This is a genomic window from Parafrankia sp. EUN1f, from assembly GCF_000177675.1.
Classification (GTDB): Bacteria; Actinomycetota; Actinomycetes; order Frankiales; family Frankiaceae; genus Parafrankia.
The window spans coordinates 1-15,224 of record NZ_ADGX01000188.1 but is presented as its reverse complement, the minus strand read 5'-3'; the positions used below and the strand labels follow the sequence as shown (position 1 = coordinate 15,224).

12 protein-coding genes and 3 pseudogenes are annotated in these 15,224 nt (G+C 70.3%); 7 read left to right on the top strand and 8 right to left on the bottom strand.

Translation table 11 applies throughout. The annotated features are described in order from the left end of the window. The 4 genes from FREUN1FDRAFT_RS33785 to FREUN1FDRAFT_RS33770 all read left to right on the top strand — a co-directional run. A partial coding sequence (locus FREUN1FDRAFT_RS33785; RefSeq protein WP_006544857.1) for an IS110 family transposase occupies positions 1 to 493 on the top strand: 493 nt, incomplete at its 5' end. Between the two features lie 161 nt (positions 494 to 654). Further along, a complete protein-coding gene (locus tag FREUN1FDRAFT_RS33780) occupies positions 655 to 1,956 on the top strand; it encodes a hypothetical protein (RefSeq protein WP_006544856.1) in 1,302 nt (433 codons plus the stop codon). Next, positions 1,953 to 3,503 (top strand): hypothetical protein, encoded by a 1,551-nt coding sequence (locus tag FREUN1FDRAFT_RS33775; protein ID WP_006544855.1) that lies wholly within the window; start codon positions 1,953 to 1,955, stop codon positions 3,501 to 3,503. Before FREUN1FDRAFT_RS33780 ends, FREUN1FDRAFT_RS33775 begins: the two co-directional genes overlap by 4 nt. Continuing rightward, on the top strand, positions 3,503 to 4,867 hold the full coding sequence (locus FREUN1FDRAFT_RS33770; protein ID WP_006544854.1) for a hypothetical protein: 1,365 nt from the start codon (positions 3,503 to 3,505) through the stop codon (positions 4,865 to 4,867). The genes FREUN1FDRAFT_RS33775 and FREUN1FDRAFT_RS33770 overlap by 1 nt, the downstream gene beginning before the upstream one ends. Positions 4,868 to 4,927: 60 nt before the next feature. Here the strand turns inward: FREUN1FDRAFT_RS33770 and FREUN1FDRAFT_RS33765 are convergent, their stop codons facing one another. The 5 genes and pseudogenes from FREUN1FDRAFT_RS33765 to fxlM form a co-directional block, all read right to left on the bottom strand. Further along, on the bottom strand, positions 4,928 to 5,710 hold the full coding sequence (locus FREUN1FDRAFT_RS33765; protein WP_006544853.1) for a thiopeptide-type bacteriocin biosynthesis protein: 783 nt from the start codon (positions 5,708 to 5,710) through the stop codon (positions 4,928 to 4,930). 16 nt (positions 5,711 to 5,726) lie between these two features. Continuing rightward, on the bottom strand, positions 5,727 to 6,803 hold the full coding sequence (locus FREUN1FDRAFT_RS33760) for a lanthionine synthetase C family protein (RefSeq protein ID WP_006544852.1): 1,077 nt from the start codon (positions 6,801 to 6,803) through the stop codon (positions 5,727 to 5,729). Continuing rightward, positions 6,800 to 9,549 (bottom strand): annotated as a pseudogene (locus FREUN1FDRAFT_RS33755) (lantibiotic dehydratase). Before FREUN1FDRAFT_RS33755 ends, FREUN1FDRAFT_RS33760 begins: the two are co-directional and overlap by 4 nt. A gap of 78 nt (positions 9,550 to 9,627) precedes the next feature. After that, complete coding sequence (gene fxlA / locus FREUN1FDRAFT_RS42380; protein WP_006544849.1) at positions 9,628 to 9,765, bottom strand: FxLD family lanthipeptide; 138 nt, start codon at positions 9,763 to 9,765, stop codon at positions 9,628 to 9,630. Then, the gene (fxlM, locus tag FREUN1FDRAFT_RS33750; RefSeq protein ID WP_006544848.1) at positions 9,765 to 11,018 is read right to left on the bottom strand and encodes a methyltransferase, FxLD system; all 1,254 of its coding nucleotides are present in this window, start codon (positions 11,016 to 11,018) and stop codon (positions 9,765 to 9,767) included. The genes fxlA and fxlM overlap by 1 nt, the downstream gene beginning before the upstream one ends. Positions 11,019 to 11,583: 565 nt before the next feature. On the opposite strand from fxlM, the gene FREUN1FDRAFT_RS33745 reads away from it, so the two are divergent. Both FREUN1FDRAFT_RS33745 and FREUN1FDRAFT_RS33740 read left to right on the top strand, forming a co-directional pair. After that, positions 11,584 to 12,378 (top strand): GntR family transcriptional regulator, encoded by a 795-nt coding sequence (locus tag FREUN1FDRAFT_RS33745; protein WP_006544846.1) that lies wholly within the window; start codon positions 11,584 to 11,586, stop codon positions 12,376 to 12,378. Next, a complete protein-coding gene (locus FREUN1FDRAFT_RS33740) occupies positions 12,375 to 13,037 on the top strand; it encodes a YdcF family protein (protein WP_006544845.1) in 663 nt (220 codons plus the stop codon). The genes FREUN1FDRAFT_RS33745 and FREUN1FDRAFT_RS33740 overlap by 4 nt, the downstream gene beginning before the upstream one ends. A gap of 59 nt (positions 13,038 to 13,096) precedes the next feature. On the opposite strand, the pseudogene FREUN1FDRAFT_RS33735 reads toward FREUN1FDRAFT_RS33740, so the two are convergent. The 3 genes and pseudogenes from FREUN1FDRAFT_RS33735 to FREUN1FDRAFT_RS42370 form a co-directional block, all read right to left on the bottom strand. Beyond that, positions 13,097 to 13,749: pseudogene (locus FREUN1FDRAFT_RS33735) on the bottom strand (HAD family hydrolase). A 54-nt stretch (positions 13,750 to 13,803) separates the two neighbouring features. Beyond that, a pseudogene (locus tag FREUN1FDRAFT_RS33730) lies at positions 13,804 to 14,364 on the bottom strand (recombinase family protein); the annotation flags it as partial. A 42-nt stretch (positions 14,365 to 14,406) separates the two neighbouring features. After that, positions 14,407 to 14,721 (bottom strand): integrase core domain-containing protein, encoded by a 315-nt coding sequence (locus FREUN1FDRAFT_RS42370; RefSeq protein WP_006544842.1) that lies wholly within the window; start codon positions 14,719 to 14,721, stop codon positions 14,407 to 14,409. A 68-nt stretch (positions 14,722 to 14,789) separates the two neighbouring features. Between FREUN1FDRAFT_RS42370 and FREUN1FDRAFT_RS33725 the strand changes: the two genes are divergently transcribed. Further along, positions 14,790 to 15,224: helix-turn-helix domain-containing protein (locus FREUN1FDRAFT_RS33725; RefSeq protein WP_232295536.1), on the top strand; the 435-nt coding region annotated here is incomplete at its 3' end.

The following is a 15,224-nucleotide window of genomic DNA, read 5'->3' as shown; positions in this document are numbered from 1 at the left end:
GGCGATTCTGATCATTCCCAGCCTGGCCCGTTCCCTGACCGCCGTCCATGACCAGCGGAAACTCCTCGCGGACCGGATCGCGGAGCTTCTGGAGGCCCACCCTCTTTCCAAGGTCCTGACCTCCATGCCCGGTATCGGGGTCAGGACCGCCGCCCGCATCCTCATCGACGTCGGGGACGCCAGCAGCTTCCCCACCGCCGGGCACCTGGCCGCCTACGCCGGTCTCGCCCCCGCCACCCGAGCATCGGGCTCTTCCATCCGAGGGGAACACCCCTCCCGACGCGGCAACAAACAACTCAAACGCGCCTTCTACCTGGCCGCGTTCGCCTCCCTACGCGAACCCCCGTCCCGGGCCTACTACGACAAGAAACGCGCGGAAGGCAAACATCACGTCGCCGCTCTCACCTGCCTCGCCCGGCGCCGGATCGACGTGCTCTACGCGATGCTTCGCAACGGCACCTTCTACCAGGCCCCGACCCCCTCACCGGCTTGACGAAGGACATAGGGGCACTTTTTCCTGGTCGACCGTTCGGAACCGCCGGCTGGCTGCACACAGGACCCGGATCCGGAGTTCCTTCCGCTCGTCGCATCGAACCTCGCGGGTAGCGTTTCGTCGGCGCAGGTGGCCGAGGGCGGCCTGGGGTGGTCCGGCTGATGGGGGCCCTGGGGCTTCTGGGGGACTTTCTGGGCGGCGGGGTCGGTGGGGTCCTCGACGAGGCGATGAATTCGGTCATCGGCCTGTTCGTGGGTTCCCTCGGAGGAGCGGTCGAGGGTCTGGTCTCCGGCTTCTTCGATCAGGCCGCCCGCCCTCAGGTCACCGCCGCCTTTTTCATAGGGGACGGTGGTGCCTATCAGACGGTCGCCTCCGTCTCGTGTCTCCTGCTCGCCGGAACCACAACACTGGGGGTGATGATCGGGATACTCGCTGGTGAGCCCGGGCGGGCGGTCGCGCGCATTGCCCGCGATATCCTGCTGGCCGTGCTGGCGATCATCGGATTTCCGTGGGTCGTCGAGCAGATGCTCGTGATCACAGACGTGATCTCCGAGATGATGATCCCGGACCAGGAGATCATCAAGCGTCTGATAGACGCGCTGGCGGCACCGCCGGAACACGACATCGCCGGAATGTTCGTGGCGGCCCTGACCTTCATGACGACGGTTCTGGTGTTCCTTGAGCTCCTGGTGCGTAACGCTCTCGCCCTGATCGTGACGGCGCTGGCTCCGCTGTCGTTCGCCGCGATGACGATGAGGCCGGCGCGGTCCGCGGCCGGCCAGGTCGTCAAGATCTCGGTCGCGGTCGCGTTCTCGAAACCGGCTATTTTCATCGCGCTGCGGGTTGGCACGGATTTCCTGGACGCGGACAAGGCGATGGTCACACCGTCGAGCTGGGGTCGCTATCTGACCGCGGTCGCGATCATCATGATCTCGGCGTTCATGCCGTTCGTGGTGTGGCGCCTGATCCCGTTCGCCGAGACCTTCGTCCTGGCGCAGGGATTGTCCCGGGCACCCTTCCGGGCCGCGATGCAGGGCGTGCAGTCGGCGTACTGGCTTCAGGCACTGGGGCAGGGGCGCGGTGCGGCGGCCCGGTCCGGCGGTGCAGGCCAGGGAGGGCAGTCTCCTCAGGACCCTGGACAGCACCCGCCGGGCGGGTCCCTCCGCGAACCCCGGAGTCTGCCCGACCCGCCACCGGCCCGGCGGCGCCGCCGACGAACAACCCCTGAGAACCCGCCCACTGAAACGCCTTCAGCAGGAACGGGCACCCACCCGACCCCCGATCCAGGCCCGGACACCGCCGCTAACGGGGGACAGCGCCCCACACCCCACGATCCGCCGTACCCGCGGCAGCCACCCCCTGCGGACGGGACACCCCCCGGGCTGCCGCCGGGTTGGCGCCGTCGCCGGCCAACCAGCGAGGGCGGTCCCGCCACACCACCCTCCGAAGAATCACGATCATGAACACGCCGGTCTACCGGCTGCCGCCCCGTCGGACCGGGACCGCGCTGTTCGGCGCGTCCAGCGTGCAGGTGAGCCTGCTCGCCGTCGGCGTCGGCGGTCTGGCGGCCGGGCCGGCGCTGCTCGGACCACCGGCAGGCGTGTTCGCCGGCGCCACCGTTCTCCTGACCTGCCTGATCCTCGGTTTCGCGCGGGTCGAGGGACACCTGCTCATCACCCTGATTCCGATCATCGCCGGCTACCTGCTCCGAGCATCGATCCCGACCGCGGGCGACAACGACGACGCGTCAACGCCCCCGGGCCTGGGAGACCCGCCGACCGTGGGCCGCGCGGACACCGGCGGATCGGCAGCCGAGCTGCCACGATGCCTGCGAGCACTCGAGCTGCTGCGACCGCACACCGACGACGTCCCCACGATCGACGGACATCCACTCGGGCTCCTCCGCGACCGGCGCACGGGTGCGGTCACGGTCGTTGTGGACGTACGAGGAGGATCCTTCGGCCTGGCCGCTGCGGACGAGCAGCATCGGCGCATCGCCGGATGGGCCCACGTGCTCTCGCAATCCGCGCGGGATCCCCGCGTCAGCCAGCTCGGCTGGACCGTCCGGTCCGGTCACCGCGACCCGCCGACATCACCGGAACGCACGGTCACCGAATCTGAAGCCGCGTACCGGCGCATCGTCGAGGACACCGCCGGCTTCCTCCTCCAGCACGAGATCCGGCTCTGGATGACGATCGACCCGCCCCGCACCGGACGACCGGTGAACGCGCGGACAGCGGCGCTGGGCGCCACCGAAACGCTCACCGCACGCTGCCGGGCCGCTGGCCTCGACGTCCGTGGCGCCCTGTCCGCCGACGGGATCCTGCGGACGGTCCGCGACCACGCCGACGCCACCTCGACCCACGACGCGATCACCGTGGTGGACGTCGGCCCGCCGGGCGGACCAGCCACCCGGGCACACCTCCCCCCACCAACGGCCGCGCACCCGCTCCCGCTCTCGCGCCAACCATCCGACCCGCGTGACCTGATCGTCGAGTCCACGTGGACCGCGGCGCGGATCGGCGAGACCTGGCACCGCGTGCTCTGGATCGCCCAGTGGCCCGCCCACGCGCTACACCCGGAATGGCTCAGCCCACTGCTCCACGAGGCCCCCGGAACACGAACCCTCGCCGTCGCGATGACGCCGGTGCCCTGGCGGGTCTCCCGCCGGCGCCTCAACAGCGACAGCGTCTCGGCGCAGACCGCCGCCGCGCTGCGTGACCGGCACGCGTTCAGGATCCCCGCCCCTCTCACCCACGCCCACGACGACATCGACCGTCGAGACGCCGAACTCACCGCGGGTTTCCCCGAGTTCGCCTACGTCGGCCTCCTCGACCTCGCCGCCGCCAGCCGCGACGACCTCGACGCCACAACCGCGGCCACCGTCGAACTCGCCGCGCGCTGCGGCATCACCGACCTCCGCCCGTTGCACGGCCGCCACGCGGCGGCGTGGCCGGCGACCCTCCCGCTCGGCCTGGCACCCCGCCGACCAGTCACCGGAGACCACTGATGCGCCCACACCATCGCTTCGTCCGCCGCGGAGGGGGAGCGCCCCTCAGGCTGCCCCGGCACGTCGCCACCACGGCGCACCTGTCCGCGTTGCACCCCTGGTCCATCGACACCGGCCTGCCGGAGATCGGTCCCATCCTCGGCGCGAACCGGCTGGCGGGTGGCGGCTTCCACTTCGACCTGGTGGACGCCTACGCGGCCGGACTCGTCCAGGGCCCCAACATGATCATCTCTGGGGCGGGTGCCTACGGAAAGTCCGCCATCGCGAAGTCGTACATCTACCGCACCAGCCTGCTGTCGGCCAGGAGCCGCCGGCGGACCTTCACCGCCGTCATCGACCCGAAAGGCGAATGGGCCGCCCTCGGGGAGCGCCTCGGCTACGCCACCCTGCGTCTGCGCCCAGGTGGGAACCTGCGGGTCAACCCTCTCGACGACACCCCGGGCGTGCACCCCGCCCGCGCCCTGGCGAACGGCCACCGCACCTCCGCCGGCGACCCGGGCACCCAGGCGCAGGCCACCCGTCGCGGCGCCGTCCTCGCGGCCATGCTCGCCGTCGCACTCGGCCGGCCGGAACTCGCCGCGGGAGAACAGCGTCTGCTCACCGCCATCGCGCACCGCCTCACCTCGGCGCGACCGACACCCACGCTCGTCGACGTGCGCAAGGCGCTCGCCCATCCCGACAGCACTCTCGCGGACGACCTCGACACCACCGAGGCCGAGCTGCTCGACCGCCGCCGCCCGCTGCTCGACGCCTGCGCCACCATCCTCGAACAGGACCTGCACGGCATCTGCGACGGCCCCACAACACCCGACCTGACCTGGGACGACGCACCCGGTATGATCATCGATCTGTCCGGGCTGCTCACCAACCGCCGGGCGCTGCGGCTCGTCCTCACCGCCGTCGCGGCATGGCTCCAGACCGTCCTGTACGGCCAGACCGGTCACAAGACCATGGTGATCGACGAAGGGTGGGTCGCTCTCGACGACCACGCCATCGTCCGGTTCCTCCAGGACCAGTGGCGCCTCGGCCGCCAGTGGGGCGCCGCGAACATCCTCGTCACCCACGCGATCTCCGACCTGCAGGCACAGGCCGGCGCGGGCACCGCCACCGCCCGCATCGCCGAAGGCCTGCTCAACACCACCTCGGTCCGCGTCTTCCTGCACCAGAACCCGGAACAGACCGGCCACCTGCTCACCGGGCTCGGCCTCACCACGGTCGAGACCGATCTGCTCCGCGCCCTCCCACCGTTCGTCGCCCTGTGGGACGTCGGCGGCCACACCGCGCTCGTCGACCACATCATCACCGCCGACGAGTGGTCCTTCGCCGACACCGACTCCGCCATGCGCCCCCGGAACGCGAGGTGACGGGTGTAGCCCCCGGGCATTGGCCGCTGCGGGCCCATTTCTATTTTTCTCGTTGATCGGCTACGTGGCCATATCACTGAAGACGGCATGCTTTGCTGCCTGCGCGAGGTCGGCCTGTGTGGCTGCTGGGAGCCCGAATCGGTTCCAATGGAAGATCACGTGTAGCGCGATGACCGCGCGTATGCCGCGGGTGAGCTTGCCGCTTTCCCGTAGGGTTCGGAGTGTTCTGCCTGTTTCCTCGAACGCGGCGAGCCAGTCGCGGCCGATGAGGTCCGCGCGGGCGTCGCCGAGGAGAAGGTGGCGGACGCTGCTGGTGGACGATGCCCATGCCTGCGGGTCGGATGCTGTGTCGGCCAAGCCGGGGCGCTGCTCGGCGACCCGTGCCCAGACGTCGCCTTGCTCGCTGAAGTCCAGGCCAGCGCTTCGCATGAGCGCGGTGCACAGCACGAGTGAGTAACCCCGCCGGTCGGCAGGTCCGTTGTCGAGAAAGGCAAGGATGTGGCGGCTGTCCTGGTGGAACAGCCGGTGCGCGGTGTTCATACTGCCGGGGCCGCCGAAGGCGTGGACTTCTGGTTCGTAGATGTCGCTGGTCCAGCAGACCCCGTTGGTGAGCAGGGGATGGAGGGGGTCGCGGTTCCTGGCATCGCGGCCGGTCGCGCCGTCGGCGATCAGGTAGCGGACGCGCCAGGGGCCCTTGCGGATGAAGAACCAGGAGGTGATGAGGCCGTCGGTTTCGGCGGCGGGCAGGACGCGGGTGAGGTGGTCGGCGGCCTGGCGTTCACGCTGATGCCGGTCGGGGCCGGGCCAGGCGATGTTCACCTGAGTCCAGGGTGTTTCGTCCATGGGTCGGTCCTTTGGGTCAGCAGAGCAGGAGGCAGGCGTCCCACGACGTCGTGGTCCCGACGGCGGCCAGATCGGCGCCGGCCAAACCGGTGAGGAAACCCGACGGTTCGTTGGCCGCCGCGATGGTCTGCTGGTGCAGGTGCGCCAGCGGTCCGATCGGGATCGGGGTGAGCGCGTCAGCGGCGATCCGGCGGGCGGCGGTGAGAAGTCCGGCGGTTCCGTGGCACAGGCCGCGGTCGGTGAGGCGGCTGAGCTGCGTCGGGTCGGCGATGCAGGCGGTGAAGGCGGTTTCGGCGCGGTGCTGGCGGCTGGAGTCGCCCAAGGCGCGGGCCGCGAGTTGCTGGGCGCGGGCGATGCCGGGGGTTCCGTAGCACCACGACGGCCGCAGCGGGCCGGGCTGACGCGGCTCGCCCTGGTCCAGGTCGTCGAGCGTGACGATCTCCGGCCACCACGAGCCTGCGCTGGTCTGCCGCTCCCAGGTGTCCAGCCAGCGGCAGATCCGGCTGATCGCCCCCGCATGTCCGTCGACGATGATCCCGTCGATCAGCGTGAGGGCCAGGAGAGCCAATGGGCCGGTGATGCCGTGGGCGACCCCGTGGTTTCCGTGCCCGCCTGGGACGGGTTGATCGCGTTTCGGGCCGTGTGGGCACCACCAGCCGGGGAGGCCGTCAATCGGGTCGGTGAGGCGCACCAGGTAGGTCAGCACGTCGCGGAGCAGATCGCGATCGCCCATGCGGCGCAGGGCAACGCCGAGTCCGGTCAGTCCGCGGATCAGGTCGTATTCGGCGTACTGCGGGCGTTGGCGTTGGCGTTGGTCGATGCGACGGTGGGCTGCCTTCAGACGGCGGCGGGTCACTATCGCCGTTCCGGTGGCGGCGGTGGCTTTCGCTCGGAGGAGTCCTGGCTGGTCGGATGCGGCGAGGACGACCGCGAGGGCGGGGGCGCCGTAGTAGAGGCTGGCGCCCGCGGCGATGCTGACTCCGCCCGCGACAGCCCGTTCCAGCTCCGCGTGTGCCGCGGGCCAGTTGCCGGTTTCCAGGTGGAGGAGGGCGATGCCTGCCGCTCCGTCGGCGAGCGACTGTCCCGCCGTCATGGCGTTGCCCTCCTGGCCAGGTCGGTGAGGGCGATGGCGCGGGCCAGGCGTAGGCAGTGCCGTTCGGATGCGGTGTCGGCGCCGATCATGCGGGCGTGGTGCAGGTGCAGTAGATCTGCCAGGAGCTGGTCGACGTCGAGCCCATCCTGGACGGCGAGGGTTCGGTAGGTGGCCAGTGCTGTGGCGAGGTGGTCATCTTCGTAGGGGAGGCGGGCGCCCGCGAGCTGGGTGGGCTCCAGCCGCGGGCCGCTGCGGTGGGGTGCGTGGTCGACGAGCCAGCGTGCGCCGTCGCCGGTGAACCCTTGCGCGATGGTGATCATTCCTGCGGCGGTGGTGGCCTGCCGGTCGCCGGCCAGCCGTCCGAGGACGGCGTGGGAGTCGGCGGCGAACACCGCTTCGGCTGCGGCGAGGGTCGGCCCGTGGCCGTAGCGGGTCTCGGGCCGGTAGGTGGCCAGGGTGTAGTCGGCCAGCAGGCCGTCGTTGTGCAGCCGCTGCGCCCACAGCGCGAGGTCGTGGGCGACGTCGGCGAACCGGCCGGTGTCCCGCAGTGGGATGCGGAGCCGCAGGTGAGGTTCGGGATGGGGGTAGCGCAGGAACCACCAGCCCGCCGGGAGTTCGGACAGCGATGCCAGACGGGCGAGGATGTGGTCGGCGTGTCCGTAGAGGCGGGTGTCCAGCCAGCGTGACCGGCCGGGCCGGTGCTGGAGAGTGCTGGCGGGACGGACCGGTCGGGTGGTCGGGCAGTCGGGTGGTGGTGTGCGGGTGAGGGTGAGCAGGAGTTCGGCTGGCCTGCCGTCAATCCATCCCGGTCGCCCGCCGGCCTCGGTGAGAGTGATGCGCCCGTGCCGGTCGAGATCGCTGCGCAGCATCGTGAGGTGGGCGTTCTCGTCCAGGTCGAGGCGCAGCCGCATGTCGTCGTCGCCGATCAGTACCTCGCGTGGCAGCCGGCGGTGTTCGCGATATTGCTGCCAGGCCGCCTTCCACTGCGGCCATGGCGCGGTGCGTGCGGGGAGCGCGTTGGCGGGGAGAGTCCAGCGGGCCGGGTGCAGGATGGAGCGGCCCCGCCGGATCCGTGGCAGGAACGGCAGGGCGCGGGCGTGTCCCCAGGTGAACCGGGCGCAGGGTGCCGTCCACGCCGTCCAGATCTCCGTGAGGAACCGGACGAGTGGCTGCTGGGCGGTTGGCAGGAGGACGCAGTTGAACAGCAGCGGTTCGACCGGCTGCCCGGTGGTGCGCGAGACCAGCCACAGCCGCTGGCCGTCGCCGGCCACCGCCAGATCGTCCAGCATCCACGGCGGGTCGGGGTGGAAGTCCCCGACGGGCAGCACGGGCAGGAGCTCGGGTGTGCGTGCGACGGCGGCAAGTCGGGTGTCCAGCGGAGGCCCGGACACCTGCACGGTGGCCGCGCCAGGTAAGGCGGTCGGCAGGCCGGCGTAGACACCGCGGAACCGGTCCAGCTCGGCGGGGGTGAGCAGATGCAGGAACCGGGCAGCCGCGACTCCCGCATGGCGAGCCCCGCTCACCACCGTCAACGTGAATGCGCCGCGCTCGAGGTCATGCGCAGTTTCGGCGGCGAGCGTGAACCGCAGCTCGGCGTGCGGGATCGGCGGCCGGTCATCGCCGCCGCGCAGCGATCCGATCAGATCGTCGTCGAGTACCACCTCCGTACAGCCATCCAGGACGGACTGCTGGGCGAGTGAGGCGAGGAGGCTGTCGCGGGCGGTGAACAATGCCGGGTCACGGCGAGGCGAGCCGCGGTACCCGGCCGGGAACCCGAGAACCTGCAGGACTTCGCGCAGCGGCACCGCCGCGCCCGGACCCCACCGTTCGAGGAACGCGCGATGATACGCGGCCCAGCCGGGCAGGTGCGGTGCGACGGCGACGAGCACGGAGGCGGCTTCCCGCACCTCGCGGACCACGGTGGGAGGTAGCGTCACCGAGCAATCGACCCGCAGATCGACCGCGATCCGCGCGCCTGAGTCGGGGAGGGCGATGTGGCGGGTCAGGTGCGCGGCCGGATCGGTCACGGTCATCGGTGGCCGAACCGCCGACAGCAGCACCCCGGCCTGCACCAAGGCGGTGACCAGTCGCTCGGCCGCCGCCGTGTCGCTGGCATGGTCGTCGGCCACCTTCGCGGCCAGTTCCCGGAACGGGATCGGGGCGCTGGCTGTCTCGACCGCCACCCGCACCGGGTCGGTCAGGTCAATCTCGACATCCCAGACCTGGCTGCCCTCGGCGCGGGCGCAGGGCAGCACCCATACCCCGCCGCGTCGATACCCCAGCGCGTTCGTCACGACCGTGACCGTGCGTAGCGTCGCCAGATTCCGCTCGGCCACGCCCGCGTATTCGGCGAGGTAACGGTCGTCGGGACGGCACACCTCGTGATGCCGCTCCCCCCAGCGGACCGCCGCGCGGGGCCCATCGTGACCGGAGCGACTCCGGCGAACCTCCCGAACGGGGTCGCGCGGGTCGTCCACCTCAGCAGATACCGCACCGTCGCCTCCACCAGACGCCGCAGGCTGCGCGCCTGGACCGCTTCTTCGGCCAGCGCGCGGCTGATCTGGGCGGCCAGGTCCGGTGCCGCGTGCCCGACGGCTGCCGCGAACGCGGGTAGCGCCCACACCTCCCGCAGCCATTCCAGCCACCCGCTGGGCTGGTCGGTGGTCAGGTCGGGCCACGCGGGAAGCCGCAGGTCCTGGGGGTAGGAGGCGGCTCGGATCAACGCCGCGTCTGTCGCTTGGAACATCTCTCGCTCCCCGCTTCGGGCGGGCGGAAGGTGGGGTGGGCCCGGCCCCGAGGGCCGGGCCCGATGGGTGGGCGAGGTTCAGCGACCGCTGCCGCCCGAGCAGGCGTCCGAGTTCGTGTCACCCGAGCCGCACTCGTCGTCGGTACTGGTGGCGTGACCACTCGCGGCGGTCCCGGCATCGACCAGGTTCAGGTTCAGCTCGTCTTCGTAGTCCATCAGGGGGTGCCCTTCTCGTGGGGGGTGAAAGTCAGGACGAGGCGGCTATGCCGTTTGTCCAGGACCGCCCCGTCCGGCAGGTCGCCGTCCGGGGTGCGCGCGGGAAGGACGTGCAGCACCGGGGGCGGGCTGCCTGCGTCCACCCACGCACGCATGTGCTCGACCATGCGCCCGGCCGCTGCGGCGGCCTCCGGCCCGTGGGCGTATGCGCCGAGGTCGAATCGCCGGCCGGTCCAGCGCAGCGCTGACCGGTAGGCGAGCGTGCCGTCGTGCAGGGTGGCTGGAGTGCCGAACTGCCAGGAGGGCGCGACGACGCCGGCTTCGATGGCCGTCTCCTGCGCTGTCAGCACCACGAACTCGCCGGGCTCGTGGGTGAGGTGGGTCGCGAGCCACAGGTTCAGGTCGATCAGAGCGGTGCGGGGCGGCAGGCTGACCCCGACCCACGCCTCCTCGCGGGGCTGTGCGAGAAGGCCGTCGAGGACGGCGGGGTCGACCTGCTGGCCCTCGTCCAGCCGCAGGTGGACACCGTCGGCGATGTCGACGTACCGCACCTCGTGAGCTCCATCGCCCTGCACGGAGACGAACCCGCATTGGCGATGGCTCTCACTGACCAGCCGGTCCCCGTGGCGTCGCAGCGCATAGGACTTGGTGATCCCGAACATGCGCAGCGGCACCACCAGCACACCGCCATCGGTGAGCTGATCACGCCACGCTGGCGGGATGTCCCAAGCCCCGACCGTGACGATGATCAGATCCCAGCGGTGGTCGGACGCGATCGGATGTTCGGCGTCCGCGCACACCACGGTCACGTCGTCATAGCCCGCCGCAGCCAGGCAGGCGATCGCCCGGTCGGTTATCTCGGAGTCGATATCGACGGTCGTGACCGATCCCGACGGGCCGACAAGCTCCCGCACCAGTGAAGCGTTGTAGCCGCCGCTGCCGACTTCCAACACGTGACATCCCGCCAGGTCGCCGAGCGCGTCCGCGGCCTGACCGAGCATCTCCGCGATCAGGAACGGCGCCGACACCGAACTGATGGCTTCCTCGCCACGTCGCTTTTTGAGGACCGCCGCGTTCGCATACGCCTGCTCCAGCGAAAGCCCTGGAGTGAACAGCTCACGGGGAACAGTCCGGAGTGCCGCCTCCACCTCAGGCCGCAAAGTAAGACCCTTCGCCGCGTGATCGGCGGCGACCAGGTCGACCATCGCGTTACGGAGGCGTGCACTTTCACTGTGCATCGTGCCGACGGTCATCCTTGAGATTTCCTCTCCCGATGCGTGCGAGCCGCCGCGGTCCGGGCAGCCCCCGGCATTCCAACAGGCCGGTAATCAGCTACCGGTTCTGCCTCGTACTCGCCGGCCCTTATCGCGGCCACGAAACTCGCCCACGCTCCCGGGGTCACCCCGACCGGCACCCGGCCGAGCGACGACCGGATCAGGACCCGGTTCGGGCCCAGGGCGACTTCGACCGCGTCCACCGCGGTGGGATGAGGGTCGGCGGGCCGCTGCCATACCGGGTCGACGTCCGGGGCGGAGCACGGGACATCCACAGTGGTCCTTCCTGATAGAGCCGCCTGCTCAGCAGACGACCTGCCCGCCAGAACGACGGCCCCGGGCACGGCGAGGACATGGATGTGTGGTCCGACGCCACACCTGGGACCGTCGAGAACAGCGCGCCAGCGCCAGCCATCGGAACCGGTGCCGCCCACGCTCTCTCGTTGCCACCTCCTAGCGGAAACCTTCCTAGGAAGCTTGGCCAAGCTTGCCATGCCTTCCTAGGAAGGTCAAGACCTTCCTAGGAAGCCTCTACACTCACGCAATGAGCAGCAGCAGGCGCGGGGCATCCGATCGGATCTGGGCCGATCTCCGCGAGCAGATCACCTCCGGACGCCTTGCCCAGAAGACCGCGCTACCTTCGACCGCCGAACTGGCACGGCACTACGGCGTCGCGACCGAGACCGCCCGACTCGCCGTGACCCGTCTCAAGGAAGAAGGCCTGGTCAGCGGTCGAACCGGAGCCGGTGTCTACGTCCGCTCCCGGCCACCCCTGCGCCGACTCGGGACCGACCGGTACGACAAGGCCAAGTGGCGCGACGCCGACCTGGTCGCGTTCGCCGCCGACCGGGTAGCTTCCGGCCGGACCTGGAAGCCCGGCGACCAGACGCAGACAGTCCGCCGCCTGCCCGCACCACCCGACGTCGCCGCGGCACTCGGCCTCCCCGAAGGCGCCGAGGTGTACGAACGCGCACGCCTGATCCGCGAGAACGACGAGCCCACGCACACACTCACCAGCTACTACCGCGCCGACCACGTCGAAGGCACCCGCCTCACCGACGACACCGCCGGCCCCGCCGGTCCCGGTGGGGGATTCCGCGTCCTCTACGAACAGGGCCTCGAACCCGCCTGGATCGAAGAAGACCTCCGGGCACGCATGCCGACACCGGACGAGGCCACGACCTTGCAGCTACCGCCCGGCGAACCCGTCGTCGAACTGCACCGCACCACCTTCACCGCCGAGCACACGGCCGTCGAATACGCCGTCGGCGTCCACGCCGCGTCGCGGTTCGCCTGGACCTACCGGTTCCCGCTACCCGACAGCACCGACCGCCCATGACCCCGGCCACGACGCTGCCCACGGAGATACGAGGCCCGGTCGAGGTGCTCTGGAACTACCACGACCTGCACCACGACCCCCAGCCCACCGACATCGGCGTCGGCCTGGGCAGTCACGACCTCAGCGTCGCCACCTGCGCCGCAGCGCTCTACCACCGCGGCCTGTTCCCCCGGATCGTGTTCACCGGCGCGAACGCCCCCACCACCATCGACACGTTCCCCCGGGGGGAAGCCGTCCACTACCGCGAGCACGCCCTCACCCTGCACGTCCCCGACGCCGCCATTCTCATCGAGACCACTGCCCGCAACACCGGCGAGAACATCACCCGAACCCGCGACCTACTTACCACTCACGGCATCACGCCCAGATCCGTGACGCTGATCTCCCGCCCCTACCAGCAGCGCCGCGCCTACGCCACCTGCCGCAAACTCTGGCCAACCGTCCACGTCCGGTGCGCATCCCTACCCGCCACCCTGGACGACTACATCGCCAGCATCGGCGACGCCGACCGCGTCGTGTCCATGCTCGTCGGAGACACCCAACGCATCTGGCTCTACGCCGAACGCGGCCACGCCATCCCTCAACCCGTCCCCGACAACGTCCGCGAGGCCTACCGCGAACTCACCCACGCCGGCTACACCAGCCGCCTGATCACCTGACGTCCGAGCCCCGGCGGGACTGCACGAGTAGTAAGGGGGGCTGTAGGAGAGGTAACTGGTCAGGTCTCGTAGATCATTTGTTTTTGCTTTCGCGGCGGGCCGGGACTCTTCGATGACCTGACATCCGGGAGCTCGGTCAACGAGTAGAGATGGAACAGACAGCGATTCTCGACTGCGGGGTCCTCGAGGATGTGGCCCCACGGACCCCTGCGGATAGGGGCGGTCACCAGGCCAACGGCCTGCGCGGGACGGATGTCGTTGTCGAGCCGATCACCGACGTACAGCACCTCCCGAGCCGGGTAACCCGCTTCGGTGACGACCCGCTCGAAGAACTCCGCCGATGGCTTCTCCACGCCCCAGCCGTCCGACATTCCGATCACGTCGACGGGGAGATCCAGCGCCCGCAGGATGGTTTCGGCGCGGGCGGTCTGGTTGCCCGCCAGGCCGACCCGCAGACCCTCGGCGCGCAGCGCCGCGAGGCAGGGCCGGGCATCGGCGTACAGGTCCTCCCCGCCGAACGATTCCGGCTGCCCGGCCGCCGCGCGCCGCTCGCGCTCCGCCCCGAGATCGAACCCGGACCGGAACACCTGGAACACCTCCCGGTAGTCCAGCCCACGGGCAATCACCGCGCCGAGTCCGCCCATGTCCCGTACTCCCGGGACTCGTCCACGATCGTCTCGCCTACGTCGAAGAACACCGATCTGATCGGCACGCGGGCCCCCTCCAGGCTGGTCAGACCGCGAACTCTCGGTTTTTCAGGATGAAGCTATTGGGCGCTGCTACCTTCCATCAGCGGCTGGTTGCCCTTGGATGGGCTGTGGACGGTACCGCCCGCATCGGCGGCCGAGTCCCTCCCGACTTCCTCAGCCCCACCAGCAGTCACAACGCCGACCGAGCGACCAGCCCTCGCTCGCCGGCGACAAACCGCGGCGGCGGGCGTCGCGCGCAGGTAGCTGTAGACGGTCTCGCGGCTGATGCCGAACTCGCGGGCCAGGTCGGACTTCCGCGCGCCGGCGGCGGCGCGCTCGGCCAGATCGCGGGCCTGGTCGGGGGTGAGGGCGGGTTTGCGGCCGGTGTAGACGCCGCGCTGCTTGGCGGCGGCGATGCCCTCGCGCTGGCGTTCGAGGATCAGGGCGCGTTCGAACTCGGCGAACGCGCCCATGACGGACAGCAGCAGCGTCGCCATCGGCGAGTCCTCGCCGGTGAAGACGAGGCTCTCCTTGACGAACTCGACCCGCACGCCCTTGCCGGTCAGCGTCCGCACGAGCCGGCGCAGGTCGTCGAGGTTGCGGGCGAGGCGGTCCATGGAGCGCACGAGCACGGTGTCTGGTGTGCCCCGTTAAATCCGGACAGTCGCTATTGAGGTGATCTATGCGGCGGACTGCTTTTCCAGGTATTCATCGTGGGCCTGTTGTGGGGTGCGGTAACCAAGCCCTGAGTGGCGACGTGTCGTGTTGTAGCGGAGTTCTATGTAGCGGGCGATGTCTCGTCGAGCGTGTTCACGGGTGGGGTAGACAGTGCGGTGGACCCGTTCGTTCTTGAGGGTCGCGAAGAAAGATTCGGCCATCGAATTGTCGTAGCAGATCCCGGTCCGGCCAACGGACTGGCGAATCCCGAGCTCCTTCAACGTAGCAGCGAACTGGGCAGATGTGTAGTTGGTGAATTCAACCGGTCGTCGCAACACCTCGATCCGGAGGTGTGCGAGTGGGACGGCCGGCGGACTGGACGCGGAAGGTAACGGGGCGGGCGGGGATGCGGTCGCCGGGGCGGCCACCGGTAGCGCGATGGGAGCATGAGCAGCGGTTCTGGGCTGCGATCGCGCATGGGTTGAGCAGCGAGGACGCCGGTGTCGAGGCTGGTGTGTCGCCGGTGGTCGGGACCCGGTGGTTCCGGAACTGTGGCGGGATGCCCCCTTCGGACTTCCCTGAGCCTTCGGGCCGGTATCTGTCGTTCGCGGAGCGGGAGGAGATCGCGCTGGGTCGCGCCCGCGGGGACAGCATCCGCCAGATCGCTCGGGGGCTGGGTCGGCCCGCGTCGACGGTGTCGCGGGAGTTACGGCGTAACGCCGGTACCCGGGGCGGGACGATGGTCTACCGGGCCACGCTCGCGCAGTGGCACCGTGACCGCCGGGCCGCCCGACCCAAGGCCGCGAAACTCGCGACGAACGACCAGCTCCGCGGCTATGTG